Here is a 23,110-nt window from a genome sequence, read left to right as displayed (position 1 = left end):
GCGGACGGCGTCCTGCCCTTGCCCGGCGCCGGCAAGCGGGAGCCCGTCGCATAAATCGTTCGACGTGGGGACCGCCGCGCGGCACTCTATGACGCATGTTCCGGTACGCCTTCCTCTCGCTGTCGTCCGCAGTCGCGGACGCGCCGAAGGCTGCCGCCGACTTCCTCGCGGCCCTCGCCGCAGCCACCGACGGCGCACGAAGCTGACCCTCTCCGGATCGTCCGGCGGACCCCGCAGGGGGAGGGTCGGCCCGGCCCAGGGGTCCCCACGGCGCCAACGCGCCGTTCTCACCGCATCGTTGCGAGGAAGAACACCATGCCCAAGACGGCATACGTACGCACCAAGCCGCATCTGAACATCGGCACCATGGGCCACGTCGACCACGGCAAGACCACCCTCACCGCGGCCATCACCAAGGTCCTCAGCGACCGGGGCAGCGGCACCTTCGTGCCGTTCGACCGGATCGACCGGGCCCCGGAGGAGGCCGCCCGCGGTATCACCATCAACATCTCGCACGTCGAGTACGAGACCGGCACCCGGCACTACGCCCATGTCGACATGCCCGGCCACGCTGACTTCATCAAGAACATGGTCACCGGCGCGGCCCAGCTCGACGGCGCGATCCTCGTGGTCTCCGCGCTCGACGGGATCATGCCGCAGACCGCCGAGCATGTGCTGCTCGCCAAGCAAGTGGGCGTACGGCACATCGTCGTCGCCCTCAACAAGGCCGACGCCGGCGACCCCGAGCTCACCGACCTGGTCGAGCTGGAGGCGCGCGAGTTGCTGAGCGCGCACGGCTACGACGGGGAGCACGTACCCGTCGTACGGGTCTCGGGGCTGCGCGCCCTGGAGGGCGACCCGCGCTGGACGGAGGCGATCGAGGCGCTGCTCGACGCGGTGGACACCTACGTCCCGATGCCCGGGCGCCATGTGGACGCGCCGTTCCTGCTGCCGGTGGAGAACGTGCTGACCATCACCGGGCGCGGCACCGTGGTCACCGGGGCCGTCGAGCGCGGCACCGTGCGGATCGGTGACCGGGTGGCGGTGCTCGGCGCGGAGGCCGAGACGACCGTCACCGGGCTCGAGACGTTCGGCAAGCCCATGGAGTCCGCGCAGGCCGGGGACAACGTCGCGCTGCTGCTGCGTGGTCTGCACCGGGACCAGGTGCGCCGCGGACATGTGGTCGCCGCACCCGGCAGCGTCACCCCGCGGCGCCGTTTCACCGCCGAGGTGTATGTGCTCTCCACCGAGGAGGGCGGCCGCCGGACACCGGTGTCCACCGGCTACCGCCCGCAGTTCTACATCCGCACCGCGGACGTGGTCGGCGTCCTCGACCTCGGCGAGCGAGGCGTCGCCCGCCCCGGCGAGACGGTGACGGTGTCGGTCGAACTGGGCCGGGACGTGCCGCTGGAGGCCGGCCTCGGTTTCGCCATCCGCGAGGGCGGCCGCACGGTCGGCGCCGGCACGGTGCGCACCGTGGAGGAGTGAGCACCGCAGGACATGCGGCCGCGCCCCGTACCTTTCGCAGGTGCGGGGCGCGGTCGTGTGCTGTCGTACGGACGCCAGGAGTGCGACACTGCTCGCCCGGCACGGGCCGGTGGACGAAGGGCCGCGGACGGACGAACGACCGGCGGGCGAGTCGGAGGCAGGACGCGCGGCGGTCGGATCGGTCGGAGCGGCCATGGCGCGACGAGGGAAGGACCTCTGATGGCGGGTACGGCGCTGGTCCTGGGCGGTGGCGGGCTCACCGGGATCGGCTGGGAGGTCGGCGTGCTCGCCGGTCTCGCGGCCGCGGGTATCGACCTCACCGACGCCGATGTCGTCATCGGCACCTCCGCCGGATCGATCGTCGCCGCCCATCTCACCGCGGAGCAGCGCACCCTGGAGGAGCTGTACGAGCACCAGCTCGCCCTGCCCCGGGGCGGGTCCGCCGCCCGCATGGGGCCCGCCGCGCTGGCCCGGTTCGCGGCCATCGCGGTGCGCTCCCGGGACACGGTCTCGTTCGGCGCCCGGATGGGCAAGCTGGCGCTCGCGGCCCGCACCGCCCCGGAGGCGGAGCAGCGCGCGGCGATCGCCCGGACCCTGGGCGGCCTGGTCGACTGGCCGGCCCGCCGGCTGATGATCACGGCGGTGGACGCGGCGACGGGGCGGCGGACCGCCTTCGACGACACCAGCGGTGTGTCGTTGCTCGACGCGGTGGGCGCGAGCTGCGCGGTGCCCGGCGTCTACCCGCCGGTGACGATCGACGGCACGCGGTGGATCGACGGCGGGGTGCACTCCAGCGCCAACGCGGATCTGGCCGCCGGGTACTCCCGCGTGGTGGTCGTCGCGCCGATGGCGGTCAGCGGCGGGCCGATCGCGGGGCCCCGGGCACAGGGCGAGCGGCTGGCGCGACAGGGCGCCCGGGTGTGTGTGATCACCCCCGACCGCGCTTCCCGGTCGGCGTTCGGGCGCAATGTGCTCGATCCCGCCAAGCGAGCGGCCGCGGCGCGCGCCGGGCACCGGCAGTCGGCCGCCCATGTCGCGGAGATCCACCGGGTCTGGTCGGGCACGGACTGATCCCCACCCGTCGCCCCGCCCACTCACCTGTCCACGCCCAACGGCGCCACCGGCACAATGGGACGGTGGAACAACCCCCCGAGCCGACACCCGCCGTGGCGGGGCCGGCGCCCGATGCGCCCGAACCGACAGCCGCGGCGCCCGAGCCCGTACCCGAGGCACCGGAGCCCATACCGGTCACCCGGCCCGTCGACTGCGGCACCGCCAAGCTGCTGCCCGATGTCGACCGCCCCCGCGCCTGGCTGCTCACGGTGGACGGCGCACCTCAGTCGTACGTGGACCTCGACGAGCCCATGCATCTGGAATTCGAGTATGTGCGCCGCCTGGCCCACGTCCTGGACGAGGTGGCGGCCCCGGGAGAGCCGCTCGACGCGCTGCACCTGGGAGGCGGGGCGCTGACGCTGCCGCGCTATCTCGCCGCCACCCGCCCGCGGTCCCGGCAGGACGTCGTCGAGGCCGACCGTGGGCTGCTCGCCCTGGTGGCCGAGCAACTGCCGTTGCCCGACGCCTGCGGCATCACGGTGCATCCGCAGGACGCCCGTACCGCACTGGAGGCGGCGCCGACGGGCGGCGCCGATGTCATCGTGGCCGATGTCTTCGGCGGCTCACGGGTGCCGGCCCAGCTCACCTCGGTCGAGTACGCGCAGGCCGTCGCCCGGGTGCTGCGCCCGGACGGCTGCTACGCGGCGAACCTCGCGGACAGCGCGCCCTTCGCCTTTCTGCGCGGCCAACTCGCCAATTTCGCCACGCTCTTCGAGCACCTCGCGCTGATCGCCGAGCCCTCGGTGCTGCGCGGCCGACGCTTCGGCAACGCCGTGCTGCTGGCCTCGCACGCCGAACTCCCGATCGCCGCGCTGACCCGGCGGGCGGCCGCCGACGCGTTCCCGGCGCGGGTCGAGCACGGTGCGGCGCTGCGGCGGCTGATCGCGGACGCGGCACCCGTACGGGACACCGAGGCGGTGGCTTCTCCGGTGCCGCCCGACGGCGCGTTCAGCGTGGGCTGACGGGAGGGCCGCACGAAGCCGAGGGCCGAGTCGGCACGGGCTGACGGGTGGGACATCCGAACCCGGGGGCGAGTCGCTCGACGGCGAGGTGGCGGCCGGCGGGAGCCGGCCGGCTCAAGGCGCGGGCGGGCCGGCCGAAGGGGAGAGCGAGCCGCTGGAAGGCGCGTCGCCCGGGCGGTCGCCGAGGGGCGGGGTGGACGCTCCGGTCCTGGCGGCGGGCTCCCGCCGGGTCAGGCGGCGTACGTCAGGGACGCACAGGACCGCCGCGGTCAGCAGGGCGATCAGGGCCGAACAGCCCCACAGGGCGGCCGACCGGCCGATGAGGTCCTGTACGGGACCGGCCAGGGCGGTGGCCACCGGCACCATGGCCAGGGACCCGAGCCAGTCGTAGGAGGAGACCCGGGAGAACTTCTCCTCCGGTATCTCCTGGTGCAGGGCCATCATCCACGTCACCGCGAAGACCTCGATGGCGATGCCGGTGCCGAACATCAGCACGGTGAGTCCGGCGGCCGGCAGCGGTACGGCGAGCGCGGCGGACGGCAGGGCCAGCGGGAAGACGCACAGGGTCCCGGTCAGCAGGATGCGGCGCGGTTTGAGGCGGGTCATCAACAGAGCGCCGCCCGCCGTGCCGGCGCCGAAGGCGGCCAGCGCCAGCCCCCACGGGCCGGGGCCGCCCAGCTGCTGCTCGGCGACCAGTGGTCCATAGACCGCCTCGGCCGCCGACACCACCGCGTTGACGATGGAGAACTGCACCACCACCGCCCACAGCCAGGGCCGGGAGGCGACCTCGCGCCAGCCGTCCCGCAGATCGCGCAGCATGCCGCCGCCAGGCGCGCGCTCGGGGACCGCGCTGACGTCGAGGAACGCCCGCAGCGTCCCCGCGAGGGCGAAGGCGACCGCGTCCACGGCCAGCACCCAGCCGGGGCCGACCGCGGCGACCAGCGCGCCGCCCAGCGCCGCGCCGCCGATGTTCGCGCCGTTCATGCCCATCCGGAACACGGCGAAGGCGCGCCCCGCCTGCGGTCCGGAGACGCTGGCGAGCACCATCCCCTCGGAGGCCGGAGCGAAGAACGCCTGCCCCGTGCCGCCGAGCGCCGCCAGCACCGCCATCTGCCACAGTCGCGGCTCCCCGGCCAGGACGAGCACGGCGAACAGGGCCTGGGAGACGCAGCTCAGGGCGTTCGCGGTGACCATGACGCGGTGCCGGGGGAGCCGGTCGGCGACCGCGCCGCCGATGAGCAGGAACAGGACCAGCGGGATCGTGCGGGCGGCGGCGACCAGACCGACGTCGGTGGCGGAGCCGCCGGTGGCGAGGACGGCGAAAGCGGTCGCGATCAGCGCGCCGGAGCTGCCGAGGCCGGAGAGCACTGTGGCGCCCGTGAGCAGCAGGAAGTTGCGCCCCGCCCAGCTCGGACGAGCCGGGCCGAGCCGCCTTCGCCCGTTGCCCGCTGCCCTGTCGTCGCCGGTGTGCTGTTGTCCTGACCGCATGGGCGTCAACGATAAGCGGCGGGGCGGGACGGCCGGTACGGCGCCGTGGCCCGGCGGCCGCGGGCGTCCGCTGCCGCCGTAGTGCCCGGCCCTTCACAGCTAAGCTACCGCTAGGTAACATCACCCCATGTCCTCTGAGACCCTGCCGTCGATCGGCGAAATGATGGCGGCATCCGTGCCGATGGTCCGCACCCTGAACCTGGAGTTCACCGAGACCACCGCCGAGCGCGCCGTGGTCCGCATGCCCGACCAGTCCGACTTCCACAACCACGTCGGCGGTCCGCACGCCGGCGCGATGTTCACCCTCGCCGAGTCCGCGAGCGGCGCGATCGTGATGACGGCCTTCGGCGACCAGCTCGGTCGCGCGGTGCCGCTGGCCGTGCGCGCCGAGATCGGCTACAAGAAGCTCGCCATGGGACCGGTCACCGCCACCGCGGAGCTGGGCCGGCCGGTGGCCGACGTGGTCGCCGAGCTGGACGCCGGTGAGCGCCCCGAATTCCCGGTGAACATCGCCATCACGCGTGAGGACGGCGCGGTCACCGGCGAGATGAGCATCGTGTGGACCCTGCGCCCCAACAAGTGAGCCGCTGAGCGGGCCACCCTGGGGCCGTCGGGGTCTGAACCGTTCCGCCGAGAGGCCGGATGTCGCGTACCGCACGTGAATTCGGCTCTCGGTCGGCGCGATCGAGTACGCTTCCCGGGCGCGCTGCGGCGTGTCAGGGGAACGACCGGCGCCGGCGTCACGGACGGCCGGGGCGACGGCCCACGGGGGCCCTAGACCAGCGGAGGAATCGGCGTTGCACATCCAGGAGTGGCTCGAGACCGTACCGGCCGTGAGCGTCTACCTCCTGGTGGGGGTGGTCATCGGCCTGGAGAGCCTGGGCATTCCGCTGCCCGGCGAGATCGTCCTGGTCAGTGCGGCGATCCTGGCCGCGACCCAGGACCACATCGATCCGTTCGTCCTGGGGGCCTGCGCGTCCGTCGGCGCGATCGTCGGTGACTCCATCGGCTATCTGATCGGCCGCAAGGGCGGACAGCCCCTGCTGCAGTGGGCCGGGCGGAAGTTCCCCAAGCACTTCGGCCCCGACCATGTGGCCATGGCCGAGTCGAAGTTCGACAAGTGGGGCATGTGGGCCGTGTTCTTCGGCCGCTTCATCGCGCTGCTGCGGATCTTCGCCGGTCCGCTCGCCGGCGTGCTGAAGATGCCGTACTGGAAGTTCCTGATCGCCAACGTCCTCGGCGGCATCGTCTGGGCCGGCGGTACGACCGCGCTGATCTACAGCGTGGGCATCGTCGCCGAGCCGTGGCTCAAGCGCTTCTCGACGTGGGGTCTGGTCGCCGCCGTGCTGTTCGGCATCGGCTCGTTCCTCCTCATGAAGCACCGGGCGAAGAAGGCGGCCGCCGCCGCACGTGAGGCGGCCGAGGCTCCGGTCGCCGCGACGGTCGACTGACCGGGCCCGGAGCCGCGCCGTCGGCGGATCACGGCATCTGCCAGACGTCCGGTCCGCCGTCCCGCCACTCGAAGACGCCGGTGTCGTCCCAGACGAACTTCGTGGTGCAGAAACCGGCCCGGCGCAGGATCGCGGCCACGTCACCGGGGCGCAGCGCCCGGCCCAGATCCTGTCCGTGGAGCGTGACACGGCGGCCGCCGGTGCACGGCGGATGCACGACCACGGGGGCACGCTTCATGGCCCCAGGATGGGACCGCCCCCTTGCTCCCGCATCCCGAGCGCGGTCGGTGCGTCACCCGGCGTGTTCACGGCCCGGGGCCGCGCAGGAAGCCCGTCCTCGCGCCGTCCGCCCGCCCCCGGGTACGTCCGCCGCCCGTGATCAGGACCCCGCCCGGAGCCGGGAGAAGAACGGCGCTCCCCTGGTGGCGCCGCTGCGGCCGCGCTGCCACCAGGGAGCGTCCTCGTCGAGGTCCGGCACCGGGGCGCCGCCGCGTACCGCGCGCCGCAGACCGGCGAGCAGGTTGCGGGCCCCCTCGATGAACAGCGGGTCGCCGACGACCTTCTTGGCCGCGAGTGCCTTGCGGCAGGCCCGCAGGGCCGCCGCCGGCTCGCCGTGGGCCCGCTCGGTCATGGCCTCGGCGTACAGGACCGTCGAGTACAGCCAGTAGTCCCCGTCGGAGTGCCGGCCCGCCCAGGCGCTGCGGGCCGCCGCCCTCGCCCCGTCCGCGTCGATCGGTGCGAGGGCGATGGCCAGCAGCGCCCAGCTGTGCGCCGGACCCGGTCCGAACCACGGGTCCCGGGAGCGGTGCCCGGTGGCCTCCTCCAGAGCGGCCACGGCCGCCCCGGTGTCCTCGCGGTACAGCGCCACCACGCCGTGCGCATGCGCGATCCGGGCCAGTCCGTCGTCGTCCGCATGCATCACCGCCGCCGTCCACGCCTGGTCGAGCAGCCGCTCCGCGGTGCCGAGCGCGTTCTCCTGCGCCGCCAGATAGCCGGCCAGCCACAGTGCCCGGGCCCGCAGCGCGGTGTCCTCCCGGGAGAGCAGCAGCAGCCGGTCCAGATGCGCCCGCCCCTCCTGACGGAAGCCGCAGGCCGCCCAGTGGAACCACAGCGAGACCGCGATCTCCAGCGCGCCGAGCGCATCGTCGGCGTCCTGCGGCGGGTGGGTCAGCGCGGCGTCGAGGTTGTGCTGTTCGTCCTCCACCAACCGCACCGCGACCTGCTGGTTCGGGCCCTGCCAGGCGATCTGCGCCTCGGCCGCGAGCGCCGCACAGGCCTGCCGGAACCGGCGCAGCGCCGCGGCCTCCTCGCCCGCCTCGCGCAGCTGCGTCCGCCCGAAGTCGCGGGCGGCGCGCGGGAGCCGGTAGCGGGGTGGCAGGGTGACCTCGGTGCCGTGCCGGGGGCCTCCGGCATCCCCTACGCGTTCGATGACCGAGGCGGTACGGAGCCGCTCCAGCGCGCCGTCGACCGCGCCTGCAGGAACGTCACTGCTGGTGCAGACGCAGCCGGCGAGCCATGGATCGAAATCGCCGGGCAGCACCGAGAGCCTCGCCCAGACCCGGCGGTCGACGGGCGAGCAGAGGGCGTAGCCCGCGGCGTGCGCGGCGTAGAGCGAGGTGTGCCGCACGCTCACCGCCGGCCCCGAGTAGAACAGCGCGCCTTCCGCGCCCACCTGGGCTGCGAGCTGGGGCAACGACAGCCGGTCCAGCTGGTGCGCGGCCAGCGCGATCGCCAGCGGCGAGCCCTCCAGCGCCTGGCAGACCGCGACCAGCAGCTCCGGGGCGGCGGGTCCGGTCCGCGCGGCCAGCAGCTCGACGGCCGGTCCGGCGATCCCCTCGCCCAGCGTCACCGGCAGCGTCGTGAGCCCGACCACCCGCTCCTCGGCGAGCCCCAGCGCGCGCCGCGCGGTCGCCACGATGCGCAAGCCCGGTTCGGCCCGCAGCAACCGCCGTACGAGCTGCGCGCACTCGCCGAGCATCGGGTCGCAGTCGTCCAGCAGCACGGTCGCGCGATGCCGCCGGCAGTGCGCGGTGAGCGCCGCGAGGCCCTCCCCGGCCGCTGAGGGATCGTCCTCGGGGGAGTCCCCGCCGCCCGCCGGTCCGCGCGCCGGCCCGCCGACGCACGGATGCGCGCTCCGCCGGGCCAGTGCCCGCGCGGTGTGCCGGCGGGCGGCGTCCGGCAGCCCGGCCGCCCGCAGCAGCGCGTCGGTCAGACCGCCCTCGGTCAGGCCGTCCCAGCAGGCGACCCGGATCACCGTGCCGCCCTGCCGGGCGGTGTGCTCCTCCAGGACGGCACGGGCCAGGACGCTCTTGCCCACCCCGGCGGCTCCGGTGACTGTCACCAGCGGAGCGCTGCGCAGCAGGCCGGACACCTGCTCGTGCTCAACGGCCCGCCCCACTACGCCGGGCAGCGGCCCACGATCGGCCCACGCGGTCATCGGTCATCCCCAACCGCGGCACAGCGCCGCGCCCTTCCGATTGGGGAACCAACCATGCCAGAACCGACCTACCGGTAAACAGGCGGAGGCCGCATCGAACGAGGGAAAACCCGGCCGGTGTGCTTGACGCGACGGCCGTCTTCGCGTCGGCCGGAGAACGGACCCGCAGGTCACAAGGCCGGGGTCGGCGTCGAGGGCGCTCCGGCCGTACTTAGAGTGGTGTCTTTCGACCGGTATGGCGGTGGCACCGTGGCCGTCCGCGGTACCGGCCCAAGGATCCGAGGAGAACGTCCCGATGAAGTGCCTGCGGTGGGGTGCCGCGGTGAGTGCGGTGGCTCTGGGGCTGCTGGCCGGGTGCGGCACCGGCATGGACACCGTCGACGCGTCGGGCGTGCCGCGGCTCAGGGCGCAGCCCGCGGACGCGGTCAACGGCAAGCCACGAGTGGTCCAGCCCCGTGGCCCGCGCTCCTCGTTCGCCCCGTTCCGTACGACCGGGGACGACGGCACCCAGGTGGTGCGGACCCGGTGGCACGGCCGCAAGTCCGGTTTCACCGGCGACATATGGGCCTGGGTGCCACCGCAGTACCACCAGGCGCGGTACGCCAAGAGCGGCTTCCCGGTGCTGATCGCGCTGCCCGGTGCCTACGGCTATCCGTCCAATTACTGGGCCGGGGCGTCGTTCGCGCTGCAGGAGCGGATCGCGCAGTGGTCGCGGCAGGGCAAGACGCTGCCGTTCATCGTGGTGATGCCGGTGCTCAACCCCGCCAAGAAGTACTACGACGGCAGCGACATCCCGGGGCAGCCGAAGATGGGCACCTGGCTGACCGAGGACGTACCGGACTTCGCGCGGGCCAACTTCCGTACGTACGAAGGCCGCGACGGCTGGGCCTTCATGGGGTCCTCGTCCGGTGGCTTCGCCGCGCTGAAGGCCGTGCTCAAGCAGCCGGAGAAATTCAAGGCGGCCATCGTCAACGGCCCGGACACGGCGCCGGATTCGCCGCTGTGGCGGGACCACCCGGCCGAGATGCGCGCCAACGACCCGCGGCACCTGGCCCGGCGGCTGGCCGAGCGCCAGGGCCCGCCGGTGTACCTGGCGTTCGAGCTGGGCAGCCTGGAGGCCGCGGTACCCGATGTGAAGGCCTTCGTCAGGGACTACACCGGTGGGCCGGTCCACGCCACGCTCTTCGAAATACCGGACGGCGTGCACAGCGCGCAGACCTACATGCAGCGCATGGCCGAGTCCCTGCACTGGATCAGCGAGCAGATGCAGGGACCCGTGCCGTCGGTGTGACGGCGCCTCCGCCGTCGGTGCGCAGCCTCGTCGACGCCGAGGCGCCGCGGCTCAGTCGCCGTCCCGGCCGCTCCCGGTCGCCTCCCGGTGCTGGGCCGCCAGCTCCAGATACATCGCGGCGTTGACCTTGATCAGCTCGCGCTCCTCGTCGGTCAGCTCCCGCTTGACCTTCGCGGGCACCCCGGCGACCAGGGATCCGGGCGGTACCCGCATGCCCTGGGGGACCAGTGCCTGCGCGGCGATCAGCGAGCCGGCGCCGATGTGGGCGCCGTTGAGCACCGTGGCGCCCATGCCGATCAGCACGTCGTCCTCGACGGTGCAGCCGTGCAGCACCGCGTTGTGCCCGACGGAGACCCGCTCGCCGACGGTCACCGGGAAGCCGGGGTCGACATGCACGGTGCAGTTGTCCTGGATGTTGCTGTCGGCGCCGAGCACGATCGGGCCGCAGTCGGCTCGCAGCACCGCGTGGTACCAGACGCTGGCGCCCGCGGCCAGCGTGACCTCGCCGAGCACCACGGACGTGGGGGCGGTGAACGCCGCCTGATCGATGCTCGGCTCCTTGCCGCCCACCTGAGAAATCAACGCCCGTTCCGCCATCACTGGATCTCCTTTGCCGCTTCTGGGCCGCGCCACCAGCACGGTAGACGACGGCCGCACCGCCGGGCGGGTGCGGCAGCCGGTGGGGCGAAGATCACAGCCCGGCGTGCGGGTGGTCGCCCGAGGAGCCGATTACGGTGTGCGGGTGCCGATAAACCAGAACGTGTTCTCATCCGTCGCGGCCTGGCGGCGCCGGGCCGTGTCGCGTGCGGTCCATCGCGGTGCGCGCTGGGTGAGGGAGGCCGCGGCCGTCACGGCCGAGCGTCCGGGCCCCTACCGATTCCGCCGGATCGGCCCCGGTACCCGGCTCGCCTTTCCGCAGGGCACGGTCTTCGGCGATCCGTGGATCGAGATCGGCGACTACTGCATCATCGCCCAGGACGTGACGCTGACGGCGGGCATGATGCCGGACCTCGACCTCGGCCCGGAGCCGATCCTCACGCTGGGGAACGGGGTGGTGCTGGGCCGCGGCAGCCATGTGATCGCGGATGTCCGGCTGACGATCGGCGACGACTGCTTCTTCGGCCCCGGTGTCTACGTCACCACCACCAACCACAGTTATGACGACCCCGAAGTGCCGGTCGGCAAGCAGTGGCCGCGCAGCGAGCCGGTCACCATCGGCCCCGGCGGCTGGATCGGCACCGGGGCGGTGATCCTTCCCGGCGCGCGACTGGGCCGGAACGTGGTGGTCGCGGCCGGGGCCGTGGTACGCGGCGAGGTCCCCGACCACGCGGTGGTCGCCGGTGCGCCCGCCAGGATCGTGCGCCGCTGGGATCCGCGGCAGGGCTGGCAGCCGCCGCTGCGTACGCCCACGCCGGTGCCGATCCCCGAGGGGGTCACGCCGCAGGACCTGCTCGCGCTCGAAGCGTGGCAGGAGGCGGCGGCGGGGGAGGCGTAGGGGCGCTCGTTCGACGGGGTCAGGGGCGGACGGGCCCTCGGGGCCTCCTGAGCCGCCGTCAGCCGGGGCCGGCCGCCGCGCGGCCCCGGAACCGCTCGCGCCGGCCGTCAGCCGCCGGAGGCGAGCAGGAGCGAGCCGACCACCGCCAGGGAGGCGCCCGCGGTCTGGATCGCCCGCATCCGCTCCTTGAGGACGCCGAGCGCGGCGAGCGCGGTGACGACGGGGTAGAGCGAGGCGAGGACCGCGGCCATGGTCACCGGGCCGTGCTGGGCGGCGATGGCGTAGGTGCCGTTGGCGGCGACATCGGCTATACCGACGAAGGCGAGCATCGGCAACGAGCCGCGCAGGGCCGGGAATCCGCCCTCGGGCAGCGCCGGGGTGCCGCGCCGCACCGACGCGTACAGCGCGGCGCCGCCGACGGCGATGTTGCACAGCCGCTGGACGAACAGCGCCAGGAACAGACCGGTGACGGTGGTGGACGCCTCCGCGATCAGCGCCATCACCGCGCCGAATCCGAGTGCCGAGACCAGCGTCAGCACGACCGTCTGGCGGGCCACCGACGCGCCGCTGATCCGGGGACCGCCCGCCAGCAGCACGCCGACCACGGCGACCACCATGCCGGTGGCCTGCAGCAGGCCCGGCCGTTCGCCCGCCACGATGCCGACGCCGAGCGGTACCAGGACCGTGCCGAGCGCGGCGAGCGGGGAGACCACGCCCATCGGGCCGAGCGCCAGGGCGCGGTAGAAGCAGAGCATCGCCGCCGGCCCGACGACGCCCGCGCCGACCGCGAACCACAGCTGCGGTCCGGCCTCCCGCCAGCCGCCGGTGGCCACCACGATGGCGCCCAGCACCAGGGCGGCGAGGGTCTGCGAGACCACCACCACGGTCAGCGCCTGGAATCGTCGGGTGAGCAGTCCGCCGCCGAAGTCGGCGAGCCCCCACAGGAGGCTGGTGGCCAGGGCGAAGACCGCAGTCATGGTGAAACCTCGCAGTACAGTGAACCGGACGATCGAGTACACCACACCGTAGTGCAACAGAATGAACTGCGGTATTGAATATATTGGCCTACGACGTGGACGGACCGTGACGGATCTCGACCAGCTCACGCAGTCGCTCGCCCGCAACCTCAAGCACTGGCGCGCCGAGCGCGGCTTCACCCTCGATGCGCTGGCCGCCCGCGCCGGGGTCAGCCGCGGCATGATCATCCAGATCGAGCAGGCCCGGACGAACCCGAGCGTGGGGACCACCGTCAAGATCGCCGACGCGCTGGGCGTCAGCATCACCACGCTTCTCGACTACGAGCAGGGACCGCAGGTACGCATCGTGCCCTCGGACGAGGCGGTCCGCCTGTGGTCCACCGAGGCCGGCAGCCACACCGTGCTCCTGGTGGGCGCCGAGGCACCGGGGCCGTTCGAGCTGTGGGACTGGCGGCTGATGCCCGGCGACAGCAGCGCCTCCGACCCCCATCCGCCCGGCACCGTCGAGCTGATCCACGTCCGGGCCGGGACGCTGACGCTGGTCGTGGACGATGTGGCGCACGAGGTGCCGGCGGGCGCCTCGGCGACCTTCGAGGCCAAGGTCGCGCACGGCTACCGGAACGACGGCGGCGAACCGGTCGAGATGACCATGTCCGTGATCATTCCGCTCGCCCGCTGAGACGGTCCGCCGACGGCCGGGCGGGGCTGTTAACTTGGCGGATATGCCTGCGCCGATGGATGCTTTCGACGATGTCCGGCCCGCCGCCGAGTGCCTGGAACTGCTGACCGGGCCCGTGGCCGCCGCGATCCGCACCTGGAGCGGATCCGTACCGGTCCAGGAACTGCGCTATGTCGACACCGACCCGGCCATCGCGGACACCGCCACCCTCGTCGCGCACCACGGCCCCTGGCTGCTGGAGCAGTCGGCGAACTGCGTGGTGGTGGCCGGCAAGCGCGGCGGCGAGAGCACCCTGGCCGCCTGTGTCGTCCTCTCGCACACCCGCGTCGACGTCAACGGGGTGGTGCGCCGTCAGCTCGGAGCCCGCAAGGCGTCGTTCGCGTCGATGGAGCAGGCGGTCGGCGACAGCGGGATGGAGTACGGCGGTATCACCCCGATCGGGCTGCCGGCCGGCTGGCCGCTGCTCGTGGACGCCGCCGTCGCCGATATCCCGTACGCGCTGATCGGCAGCGGCAGCCGCCGCGGCAAGCTCATCGTCCCCGGCAAGGCGCTGGCCGAACTCCCCGGCGCCGTCGTCCTGGAGGGGCTCGGGGTCGCCTAGGCCCGGCCCGTTCGTCCGCCCGGCCCGCTAGTGGGCGGACGAACGGGAGCGCAGGTCCAGCGAGAGCGGCGTGGAGTGCTCGGTGAAGCCCAGGCTGCGGTAGAGCGGTTCGGCGCCGTCGGTGGCGTGCAGATCGACCCGGCTCACGCCCTGTGCGGCGAACCAGTCGAGCAGCGCCTCGGTCGTGGCGCGCGCATAGCCGCGGCCTCGGTAGCGGGGGTCGGTGCAGACGTTGAAGACGAAGCCGAAGCGGCCCGACGGGTGGCCCGGCGCCGGCAGCCGCTCCTCGACCGTCCCGACCGCGCAGGCGGCCAGATGCGGTGCGCCGGGCTCGTCACCCGCCACCACGAACGCGCCCAGCCGCGGATCCGGCCCGGCCAGCATCCGACGCGCCGCCGCCTCCGCGTCCCGCTCCCAACTCCCCGGTTCGTCCCGCCCGTTCATCGCGCGGAACATCAGCCGGCGCAGCCGGACGAGCTCGGCGGCATCCTGGGGAACGGCGGTCCGTATCGTGATCATGCACGGACGCTAACGCACCCGCCGCTCAGCCCAAACGCGGTATCTCGATCGCCGGACAACGGTCCATCACCATGTCGAGACCGGCGTCGCGCACCCGGTCCCAGGCCGCCTCGTCGACCACCCCGAGCTGGAACCACACCGCCTTCGCTCCCACCGCGACGGCCTGGTCGGCGACGCCGCCCGCCAGCTCGCTGTTGACGAAGACATCGACCACGTCGACCGGGAAGGGGATCGCGTCGAGCGAGGGGTAGCCCGGCTCGCCGTGCACCGTCTCGGCCTTGGGATGCACCGGCACGATCCGCTTGCCGAAGCGCTGCAGCGCCGCCGCCACGCCGTGGGCCGCACGCCGCTCGTTGCCGGACAGGCCCACCACCGCCCAGGTGTCACCGAGCTCGTTGAGGATCCTGCGGATGGTTCGGGGATCGCCGTACACGCACTGCCTCCTGCGCTGGGAAGGGTCCTGTGCGCATCAACGGCGGGTGTCGCCGGAAGATTCCCGTACGGCAGGCGCCCCGCCCGAAGGGGAAGGCGGGCGGGGCGGGCTCGATGGGCCGGTGGGTCAGTTCGTCCCGTGGGCCACTCCGCTGCCGGCCAGACCGGCCCCGACGACGGTGCTGCCGTTGGCGGCGCGGGCCGGCTTGCCGATCGCGCGGCCGCCGCCCACCGGCTCGGCCCCGCCGGCTCCGGTACCCGGGCGCAGCGCCCCGGCTCCGGCCGCGTCCTGGGCCTCGTCCGCTGTCTCCTGCGCCCCGGCCAGCGTCGCGCGCAGCTCCTCGGTGTCCACCAGCATGCTCACCGGCCCGGTCGGGTTGAGGTACAGCGCATGCCCCGGCGGCAGCTGCTCGACCAGCTCGCTCACCGGGCGCCGGTCGTACAGCAGCCGGCCCACGGACTCGACGTAGCTCTCCGAGGTGTAGACGGGGATGACCGGGGTTCCTTCGGGGGAGGCGGCGGCCAGTGGGGTGCCGGTCGCGGTGACCAGGACCGCGACCTCCGCGTGCGCCAGCGCCTCGGAGACCTCGTGCCCCGGACCGTAGCCGGTCGCGGCCAGCTGCAGCGCGTGGTCGACCGGGTCGGTCGGCTCCGGCCAGTCCAGCATCTGCGGCGACGGGCGGTAGTCCGGATTGTCCCGCCACTCCTCGATCTCGCCCGTCGGGCCGGACCGCCACTGTCCGATCAAGGCCCACAGGGGCGGCTGCCCCTCGCCCTGCCAGGTCAGATCCACCATGGCCAGCCAGTGGTCGGGCGCGTTGCGTGCCGCCTCGACGACCTCCGGCGGGGGCTCGGGCATCTCCTCGCCCGTCACGGGAACGCCCGCCGTCGTCTCCGTCTCTGTGCTCTCTTCCATGCAGCCCTCCGCCAACCCGCCGTTGCCTGGTCTACGAGCGGGGCCCCGGAAACACGAGGCTCTCGCACTGGCCTCACAGTGCCCACGGGCGGCGCCGACGTCGCCCCGACGCACCGTGCGGACGGTGCGGGTACGCCGCCTGGCCGTGCGGACCGCGCCCGTACGGCGGGCACCCGCGCCCGTTCGGCGGACAGCCCAGCGCGGCGCGGGCCGCCGTCGGCCTGTCGGTGCGGCCGCATAGGCTGGTCGGATGCAGGAGCAGTACCGCACGCTCGCGCGCGAGGGCGTCCACGAGATCGAGATCAGCAAGTCCCGCTTCCTCTGCGCGCTCGCGCCGGTCGCGACCGAGGCCGAGGCGCAGGACTTCATCGCGCGCATCCGCAAGGAGCATCCGGCGGCCCGCCACCACTGCTTCGCCTACGTCCTCGGGGCCGACGGCGGCGTCCAGAAGGCCAGTGACGACGGCGAGCCGGGCGGCACCGCGGGTGTGCCGATGCTGCAGATGCTGGTGCGCCGCGAGGTGCGCTACGTCGTCGCCGTCGTCACCCGCTACTTCGGCGGCGTCAAGCTCGGCGCCGGCGGCCTGATCCGTGCCTACGGCGGCGTCGTCGGCGAGGCGCTGGACGCGCTGGGCACGGTCACCCGGCAGCGCTTCCGGTTGGTGACCGTCACCGTCGACCACCAACGGGCGGGGCGGGTCGAGAACGACCTGCGGACGACGGGCCGGGCGGTGCGCGAGGTGACGTACGGAGCGGAGGTGCGCATCGAGGTCGGGCTCCCGGAGTCCGACCTGGACGCCTTCCGCGCCTGGCTCGCGGACACGACGGCCGGGACGGCGCGGCTGGAGCTCGGCGGGGAGGCGTACGGGGAGGTATGACCCGCGGGCGGACCGGGCCGAGCCGGTTCGCTGCGGGCCGGTCCGCCCGTCCGCCCTCCTGCCGCACGCCGCGCAGGAGTGACGGTGCGCCGGCGGACCCGGAAAGTACCGCCCGGACCGGTGCGCCGGCGCGGCGCTCGTGCCAGCCTGTGGCGCGGCGGCAAGGGGCCGTCGGCCCGGTGTGCGGGCCGGCACGAGAAGGGGCGGGCCGTGCCTGAACTCCTCGATGAGCGCGTGGGATTCGTCCGTCGGATCGGCCTGTTCCAGGCCACCGCCATCAACATGAGCCAGATGTGCGGCATCGGCCCCTTCGTGACCATCCCGCTGATGGTCGCCGCGTTCGGGGGGCCGCAGGCCGTCGTCGGATTCCTCGCGGGTGCGGTGCTGGCGCTCGCGGACGGGCTCGTCTGGGCCGAGCTGGGCGCCTCGCTGCCCGGGGCGGGCGGCAGCTATGTCTACCTGCGGCAGGCGTTCCAGTACCGCACCGGCAAGCTGATGCCGTTTCTGTTCGTCTGGACGGCCATGCTGTTCATCCCCCTCGGGATGTCCACGGGCGTGATCGGTTTCGTGCAGTACCTCGGCTATCTGTGGCCGGGCATGAGCCAGGGGCAGGGCGACCTGGTCGGCCTCGTCGTCACGGCGGGCGTCATCGCGCTGCTGTGGCGGCGGGTGGAGAACGTCGCCAGGCTCACCGTCGTGCTGTGGACGGTGATGATCGCCTCCGTCACCCTGGTCGTCGTCGCGGCCTTCACCCACTTCAGCCCCGAGCGCGCCTTCGGCTACCCCGCGCACGCCTTCGAGCTGACGGCCGGTCACTTCTGGGTCGGCTTCGCGGCCGGGTTGACCATCGGCATCTACGACTACCTCGGCTACAACACCGTCGCGTACATGGGCGCCGAGATCCGGCAGCCCGGCCGCACCATCCCGCGCGCCGTCATCACCTCGATCCTCGGCATCATGACGATCTACCTGCTGCTGCAGATCGGCACGCTGGGTGTCGTCGACTGGCGGGACATGCTCGATCCGCACTCCACGGCGTCGTCGTCCGTGGCCTCGGCCGTGCTGGAGAAGGCATGGGGCAGGGGAGCGGCCGACACGGTCACCGTGCTCATCCTGATCACCGCGGTCGCCTCCGTGGTCACCGGACTCCTCGGCGGCTCCCGGGTCCCCTGCGACGCCGCCCGCGACCGGGTCTTCTTCCGCCCGTACGGCAGGCTCCACCCGCGCCACCGCTTCCCCGTACTGGGGCTGCTCACCATGGGAGCCCTGATGGCGGCGGGGTTCCTCATCGGGCGGCACACCGACCTGGCCACCGTCATCCAGCTGCTGACCACCGTCATGGTGATCGTGCAGTCGCTGGCCCAGGTCGCCGCGGTCACGGTGCTGCGCCGCCGCCAGCCCGGGCTGCGCCGCCCGTACCGGATGTGGCTCTACCCGCTGCCGAGCGTCGTGGCGCTGGTCGGCTGGCTGGTGATCTACGGCTACGCGGACGAGAACTCGCCCGGCAGGCACCCCATCGAATGGTCCCTGGCATGGGTCGCGGCGGGCGTCGTGGCCTTCCTGCTGTGGGCCCGCCACGAGAAGGAGTGGCCGTTCGGGCCGAAGCGGATCACCGAGGAGTACCTGCACGGCACGCATCCGGCTGCCGAGCGGACGCACGGGGAGGGGGCCGGGGGAGCCGCCGCGGGCACCGAGGGCACGGTCGGGACGCCCGGCTGAACCGCCGGCCCCGCCGCGTCGCACGCACGCCCGGGTGCGGCGGCGGACATCGGCGGACACGGGCGGACAACGGCACCTCGTGGCCCGGCCGTTCGGCAGTCGGCTCCCCGGCCCGGGCGGAGCAGTCCCCCTTCCCGTGAAGAGCGTCCTCGGCCCGTGCGGGCTTCCGGGCGCCGCCCCTCGACGACCTGGTGGACGGCCGGGTGCGACCGAGTGCGCGCTATCGGACGCATACTGCGCTTGATTGGTCAAATAATGGCAGAAGCGCGTGAAATCGAGCGATACGTTACGTATCACACCCGACAGGGACGGAAGCGGACATGGCAGCGGACAGGGCCGGCGGCCCGGCGGACGGCCTTACCGGACGGCAGGCGGCCTTCGACGTTGCGGACGCCGCCGTGCTGCTGCTCGACGCTCACGGCAGGATCGAGAGCTGGCCCGTGGCGGCCGAACGACTGCTCGGGCACCGTGCCGACGACACCGTCGGCCACCCCGTCGGCGAGCTGCTCGCCCCCGACGACGCGGCGCGGCTGCCCACCCTCGCCGCGGACTGCCGGACACGGGGCGGCTGGTCCGGGCCGGTGTCGGCGCGGCGCACCGGCGGCCACCGCGTCGCCGTCCAGGTGCAGGTGGTGCCGGTGACGGACGGCGCCGGGCGCGGGCACTGGCTGGTCCTGGCGGCCGACGCGCCTGCTGCGCCGGGCTGGGAGAGGAGCCGGCCGGTGCTCGAGCGGATCGTGGCGGAGTCCCCGGTGGGCATGGCCATCGTGGACACCGATCTGCGCTACGTCTGGTCCAACACGGCGCTGGAGCAGTTCGGCGGCGGGCCCGCGCCCAAGCGCATCGGGCGGCGGCTGGGCGAGATCCAGCCGGGCCTGGACGCGGAGGCGCTGGAGGCGCAGATGCGGCGCGTGCTGCGCAGCGGCATCCCCGTGACCGGCTACGAGCACAGCGGCCGCGTGGTGTCCGACCCGTACCACGAGCGCGCCCAGGCCATGTCCTTCGTCCGCCTGGACGACCCCGAGGGCCGGCCGCTGGGCGTGTGCTACACGGTCATCGACGTCACCGAGCGCTACCGCTCACGGCGGCAGATGGCCCTGCTGGACCGGGCCGGCGAGTACATCGGGCGCACTCTCGACGTCCTGCAGACCGCGCAGGACCTGGCGGACGTGGCGGTGCCGGAGCTGGCCGACCTCGTCGCCGTGGATCTGCTGGACTCCGTGGTCAGGGGTGAGGAACCGCTGCCCGGACCGCTCAGCGACGCGGACATGGTGCCGCTGCGCCGGGGCGGGCTGCGGTCGCTGCGCGACGGCGCGCCCGGCGCCGCCCCCGAGACCGGCGGTCTGGTCAGCTACCACGCCTGGTCGCCGCCCGTCCGCTGTCTGGCCGGCGGCGGATCGTGGCGGGCGGAGCGGCTGGACCCGCTCGCTCCGCACTGGGCGGCCGAGCCCCCGGGCGGACGTCATCCGGGCCGTACGGAGCTGGGGCTGCACACCTCGATGGTGGTCCCGATCCGCGCCCGCGGCATCACCATGGGCGTCGCCACCTTCTTCCGCAGCCAGGGCGACGAGTCCTTCACCGAGGACGATCTGCGCCTGGCCGAGGAGTTCGTCGCGCGGGCCGCGGTGTGCATGGACAACGCCCGCCGCTACACCCGGGAGCGCGAGGCGGCGCTCGCCCTCCAGCGCAGCCTGCTGCCGCAGAGCTCCCCCGAGCAGGACGCGGTACGCGTTTCCTCCGCCTACCGTCCGGCGAACGAGCTGGGCGACGTGGGTGGCGACTGGTTCGATGTCATCGCACTCTCCGGTGCCCGGGTGGCTCTCGTGGTCGGCGATGTGACGGGCCACGGCATCGACGCCGTCGCGACCATGGGCCGGCTGCGCACCGCCGTCCAGACGCTCGCCGCCCTCGACCTGCGCCCCGAGGAGCTGCTGGCCCACCTCGACGACGTGGTCGGCCGGGTCGTGCGGGAGGAGAAGGACAGCCGGCCGGGCCCCGGGACACGCGGCAGCAGCTGCCTGTACGCCGTCTACGACCCGGTCGGCCGCACCTGCACCATGGCCAGCGCGGGGCACCCCGCACCCGCCGTGGTCGCCCCCGACCGCACCGTCACCTTCGTCGAACTGCCCGTGGGCCCGCGACTGGGCGTCGGCGGCCTGCCCTTCGAATCCTTCGAGCTGGCGGTGCCCGAGGGCAGTGTGCTCGCGCTGTACACCGACGGCCTGCTGTCCGGTTCCGCTTCCGGCCTCGGCGGGCACAGCGGCAAGGAGCGCCTGCAACGCGCCCTCGCCGCACCGGGCCTGACGCTCGACCGGCTCTGCGCCCACGTCATCGACGGGCTGGTCTCCACCCAGCCGCAGGACGACGTGGCGCTGCTGCTGGCCGAAACCCGCGCACTGGACGCGGACCGCTGCGCCTCCTGGGACCTGCCCGCCGACCCCGCGATCGTCGCCGAGGCCCGTGCCGACGCCGCCGGGCAGCTGGAAATGTGGGGCCTGGAGGAGTTGGCCTTCACCACGGAACTGGTGGTCAGCGAGCTGGTCACCAACGCGATCCGCTACGCGACCGGCCCGATCCAGCTGCGGCTGATCCTGAGTCAGTCGCTGATCTGCGAGGTGTCCGACGGGAGCAGCACCTCACCGTACCTGCGCCACCCCCGCACGACCGACGAGGGCGGCCGCGGACTCTTCCTGATCTCCCAGTTCACCGAGCGCTGGGGCACCCGCTACACCACCGGCGGAAAGGTCCTGTGGACCGAGCAGGCCCTCACCGCGGCGGCGTCCTGAGCCACGGGTGCGAGAACGAGGCCGGCGCCGGGCCCAGTGCCCGCGCTATCCGCCGGCGGCCCCGGCCGTGTCGGCGTGCGAGACGGCGGGGGTATGCACTCCGGCCGAGGCCGTCACGATGACTTCGTTCAGGACGTCGCGGGAGCGGATCAGGTCGGTGATCATTCCATTGATGCGGTCCCGTTCCGCAGTGAGTTCGTCGACCAGCCGTGGGGTGGCGATCTCGCTCGGGGCACCGTCCGCGTCACGCATACAAGGGAGCAGCTGCGCGATCTTCTTGCTGTTCAGCCCCGCGGCGTAGAGTGCCTGGATGCGGATGACCCGGTCCACCGCCCACTCGCCATAGTGCCGTTGGCCGCCCGGAGTACGCTCGGCCCTCAGCAGCCCCTGCGTCTCGTAATAACGCAGCGAACGCTCGCTCACCCCACTGCGCCGAGCCAGTTCACCGATCCGCATTCCCCACCCCGCATGCCGACTCAGGACTTGAACCTGACACTGATGTCAGGTTCTACCGTACCGGCATGACGAACACACCGGTTGACTCCCGCCTCTTCGAACCCGCCCGCCTCGGCACCCTGCGCCTGCCCAACCGCCTGGTGATGGCGCCGATGACCCGCAACCGCGCCGGGGCCGACGGTGTCCCGCAACCGATCATGGCCACCTACTACGCCCAGCGCGCCTCCGCGGGACTGATCATCGCCGAAGCCTCCACGCCGAACGCCGTGGGACAGACCTACCCCAACATCACCGCGATCTACAACGAGGCACACGTGGCCGGATGGCGACGCGTCACCGACGCCGTGCGCGCTGCGGGCGGTCAGATGTTCCTGCAGTTGCAGCACGGTGGCCGGGTCGGCCACCCCGACAACAGCGGGCTGACGCCGGTCGCGCCCTCGCCGGTCCCGCTTCCGGAGACGATCTACACTCCCGGCGGGCACCAGCCCTCCGTCGTGCCGCGTGAGATGACCATCGACGAGATCCACTCCACCGTGGCCGACTTCGTGGCCGCCGCCCGCAACGCCATCGACGCGGGCTTTGCCGGAGTGGAGGTGCACAGCGCCAACGGCTACCTCCTGCACCAGTTCCTTGCGCGGGGTACCAACCACCGTACCGACGCCTACGGCGGCTCGGTGGCCGGCCGCATTCGGTTCACGGTCGAGGTGGTCCGGGCCGTCGCCGACGCGATCGGCCCGGAGCGGGTAGGTGTGCGGATCGCGCCCGGACTCACCGTCAACGGCATCGACGAGGGCGACACCGAGGACATCTACCCGGCGCTCATCGCTGCCCTGGCCGATGCCGGTCTTGCCTACCTGCACGTCGTCTTCGCGGATCCGGACCAGCCCCTCTTCCAGGAGATTCGGAAGACCTGGCAGGGCACCCTGATCGCCAACCCGGTCCTCGGGTGGGGCAGGCCGTTGCCGGCCGACGGCGGAAAGCACCAGGCCGAGCGGCTGCTCGCCGCGGGAGCCGACCTGATCTCACTCGGCCGGCCGTTCCTTGCCAACCCCGACCTGGTCGAACGACTGCGCATCGGCGCACCGCTCAACCCGGTGCGAGACCAGGGCCTGATGTACACGGGCGGTGAGACCGGGTACACCGACTATCCGGTACTGGCGGCCGCCGAGCACCGAGCCGAGACGCCCGAACCCGTCGCAACGTGACCATCGCGGGCCAGGGCCGCCTACAGCACCCGGGTCACCGTCGTGAACTCCCGAACGCTCCCTGCCCCACGGAACATCAGTGGGTCGAGGGCGGGGCGAGGGCTTCGCCGATGAGGACGTCGGCCCGGGTGTGGCCGGCTGTCGTGCAGTTCGCCTCCGACAGCGGCACCGGCAGCCGGCCCGCGGCCTGCCCCTCGTCGAACGCCCCCAGTCTCGTA

The 23,110-nt window shown here is 73.3% G+C and carries 22 protein-coding genes; 13 read left to right on the top strand and 9 right to left on the bottom strand.

The features are described from left to right. Nucleotides 1–315: 315 nt before the first annotated feature. The 3 genes from tuf (at nt 316) to AC0680_RS15315 (ending at nt 3,563) form a co-directional block, all read left to right on the top strand. Entirely contained in the window at nt 316–1,488 is a 1,173-nt protein-coding gene (tuf, locus tag AC0680_RS15325; protein ID WP_478628452.1) for an elongation factor Tu, read from the top strand. Nucleotides 1,489–1,707: 219 nt separating this feature from the next. After that, entirely contained in the window at nt 1,708–2,559 is an 852-nt protein-coding gene (locus AC0680_RS15320; RefSeq protein WP_478628450.1) for a patatin-like phospholipase family protein, read from the top strand. 170 nt (nt 2,560–2,729) lie between these two features. After that, nucleotides 2,730–3,563 (top strand): spermidine synthase, encoded by an 834-nt coding sequence (locus AC0680_RS15315; protein ID WP_478628562.1) that lies wholly within the window; start codon nt 2,730–2,732, stop codon nt 3,561–3,563. Between the two features lie 114 nt (nt 3,564–3,677). Here the strand turns inward: AC0680_RS15315 and AC0680_RS15310 are convergent, their stop codons facing one another. Continuing rightward, a complete protein-coding gene (locus AC0680_RS15310) occupies nt 3,678–5,051 on the bottom strand; it encodes an MFS transporter (RefSeq protein WP_478628449.1) in 1,374 nt (457 codons plus the stop codon). 127 nt (nt 5,052–5,178) lie between these two features. Between AC0680_RS15310 and AC0680_RS15305 the strand changes: the two genes are divergently transcribed. Continuing rightward, nucleotides 5,179–5,634: a DUF4442 domain-containing protein gene (locus tag AC0680_RS15305; protein ID WP_478628446.1), complete on the top strand. Its 456-nt coding sequence runs from the start codon at nt 5,179–5,181 to the stop codon at nt 5,632–5,634. Between the two features lie 214 nt (nt 5,635–5,848). Then, nucleotides 5,849–6,502, top strand: coding sequence for a DedA family protein (locus AC0680_RS15300; protein WP_478628443.1), 654 nt, complete (start codon nt 5,849–5,851; stop codon nt 6,500–6,502). Between the two features lie 28 nt (nt 6,503–6,530). Here AC0680_RS15300 and AC0680_RS15295 read toward each other — a convergent pair whose 3' ends face one another. Together AC0680_RS15295 and AC0680_RS15290 are read right to left on the bottom strand one after the other, a co-directional pair. After that, nucleotides 6,531–6,740 carry a hypothetical protein gene (locus AC0680_RS15295; protein ID WP_384435671.1) on the bottom strand — a complete coding sequence of 70 codons (210 nt, stop codon included), beginning with the start codon at nt 6,738–6,740 and terminating at the stop codon, nt 6,531–6,533. Between the two features lie 141 nt (nt 6,741–6,881). After that, nucleotides 6,882–8,939 carry an ATP-binding protein gene (locus tag AC0680_RS15290; RefSeq protein ID WP_478628440.1) on the bottom strand — a complete coding sequence of 686 codons (2,058 nt, stop codon included), beginning with the start codon at nt 8,937–8,939 and terminating at the stop codon, nt 6,882–6,884. A 295-nt stretch (nt 8,940–9,234) separates the two neighbouring features. On the opposite strand from AC0680_RS15290, the gene AC0680_RS15285 reads away from it, so the two are divergent. After that, on the top strand, nt 9,235–10,230 hold the full coding sequence (locus AC0680_RS15285) for an alpha/beta hydrolase (protein WP_478628437.1): 996 nt from the start codon (nt 9,235–9,237) through the stop codon (nt 10,228–10,230). 51 nt (nt 10,231–10,281) lie between these two features. Here the strand turns inward: AC0680_RS15285 and AC0680_RS15280 are convergent, their stop codons facing one another. Then, entirely contained in the window at nt 10,282–10,827 is a 546-nt protein-coding gene (locus AC0680_RS15280; protein WP_478628434.1) for a gamma carbonic anhydrase family protein, read from the bottom strand. Between the two features lie 145 nt (nt 10,828–10,972). Between AC0680_RS15280 and AC0680_RS15275 the strand changes: the two genes are divergently transcribed. Continuing rightward, nucleotides 10,973–11,725 carry an acyltransferase gene (locus AC0680_RS15275; RefSeq protein WP_478628433.1) on the top strand — a complete coding sequence of 251 codons (753 nt, stop codon included), beginning with the start codon at nt 10,973–10,975 and terminating at the stop codon, nt 11,723–11,725. A gap of 107 nt (nt 11,726–11,832) precedes the next feature. On the opposite strand, the gene AC0680_RS15270 is transcribed toward AC0680_RS15275, so the two are convergent. Beyond that, entirely contained in the window at nt 11,833–12,702 is an 870-nt protein-coding gene (locus AC0680_RS15270) for an EamA family transporter (protein ID WP_478628431.1), read from the bottom strand. 106 nt (nt 12,703–12,808) lie between these two features. Here AC0680_RS15270 and AC0680_RS15265 point away from each other — a divergent pair, with 106 nt between their 5' ends. Next, nucleotides 12,809–13,381 carry a helix-turn-helix domain-containing protein gene (locus AC0680_RS15265; protein ID WP_478628429.1) on the top strand — a complete coding sequence of 191 codons (573 nt, stop codon included), beginning with the start codon at nt 12,809–12,811 and terminating at the stop codon, nt 13,379–13,381. A 43-nt stretch (nt 13,382–13,424) separates the two neighbouring features. Further along, nucleotides 13,425–13,982: a YbaK/EbsC family protein gene (locus tag AC0680_RS15260; protein WP_478628427.1), complete on the top strand. Its 558-nt coding sequence runs from the start codon at nt 13,425–13,427 to the stop codon at nt 13,980–13,982. A gap of 27 nt (nt 13,983–14,009) precedes the next feature. On the opposite strand, the gene AC0680_RS15255 is transcribed toward AC0680_RS15260, so the two are convergent. The 3 genes from AC0680_RS15255 to AC0680_RS15245 all read right to left on the bottom strand — a co-directional run bounded on the left by AC0680_RS15255 (nt 14,010) and on the right by AC0680_RS15245 (nt 15,849). Further along, a complete protein-coding gene (locus AC0680_RS15255; protein ID WP_478628426.1) occupies nt 14,010–14,501 on the bottom strand; it encodes a GNAT family N-acetyltransferase in 492 nt (163 codons plus the stop codon). Nucleotides 14,502–14,526: 25 nt separating this feature from the next. Further along, on the bottom strand, nt 14,527–14,934 hold the full coding sequence (locus tag AC0680_RS15250) for a CoA-binding protein (protein WP_384435696.1): 408 nt from the start codon (nt 14,932–14,934) through the stop codon (nt 14,527–14,529). A gap of 126 nt (nt 14,935–15,060) precedes the next feature. Beyond that, on the bottom strand, nt 15,061–15,849 hold the full coding sequence (locus AC0680_RS15245) for a type VII secretion system-associated protein (protein WP_478628422.1): 789 nt from the start codon (nt 15,847–15,849) through the stop codon (nt 15,061–15,063). Nucleotides 15,850–16,099: 250 nt separating this feature from the next. Between AC0680_RS15245 and AC0680_RS15240 the strand changes: the two genes are divergently transcribed. The 3 genes from AC0680_RS15240 to AC0680_RS15230 all read left to right on the top strand — a co-directional run bounded on the left by AC0680_RS15240 (nt 16,100) and on the right by AC0680_RS15230 (nt 21,231). Beyond that, nucleotides 16,100–16,726, top strand: a complete 627-nt coding sequence (locus tag AC0680_RS15240; protein WP_478628420.1) for a YigZ family protein — start codon at nt 16,100–16,102, stop codon at nt 16,724–16,726. 210 nt (nt 16,727–16,936) lie between these two features. Further along, nucleotides 16,937–18,445, top strand: a complete 1,509-nt coding sequence (locus AC0680_RS15235; RefSeq protein ID WP_478628419.1) for an APC family permease — start codon at nt 16,937–16,939, stop codon at nt 18,443–18,445. Between the two features lie 320 nt (nt 18,446–18,765). Then, the gene (locus AC0680_RS15230) at nt 18,766–21,231 is read left to right on the top strand and encodes a SpoIIE family protein phosphatase (protein ID WP_478628417.1); all 2,466 of its coding nucleotides are present in this window, start codon (nt 18,766–18,768) and stop codon (nt 21,229–21,231) included. 45 nt (nt 21,232–21,276) lie between these two features. Here the strand turns inward: AC0680_RS15230 and AC0680_RS15225 are convergent, their stop codons facing one another. Then, nucleotides 21,277–21,687, bottom strand: coding sequence for a MerR family transcriptional regulator (locus AC0680_RS15225; protein ID WP_478628416.1), 411 nt, complete (start codon nt 21,685–21,687; stop codon nt 21,277–21,279). Between the two features lie 65 nt (nt 21,688–21,752). On the opposite strand from AC0680_RS15225, the gene AC0680_RS15220 reads away from it, so the two are divergent. Beyond that, complete coding sequence (locus AC0680_RS15220; protein ID WP_478628414.1) at nt 21,753–22,892, top strand: alkene reductase; 1,140 nt, start codon at nt 21,753–21,755, stop codon at nt 22,890–22,892. Nucleotides 22,893–23,110: the final 218 nt, after the last annotated feature.

The sequence above is a fragment of the Streptomyces sp. NPDC043738 genome (assembly GCF_056436545.1).
The sequence above is the reverse complement of the archived record's forward strand: the minus strand, read 5'-3'. Positions and strand labels throughout refer to the sequence as shown.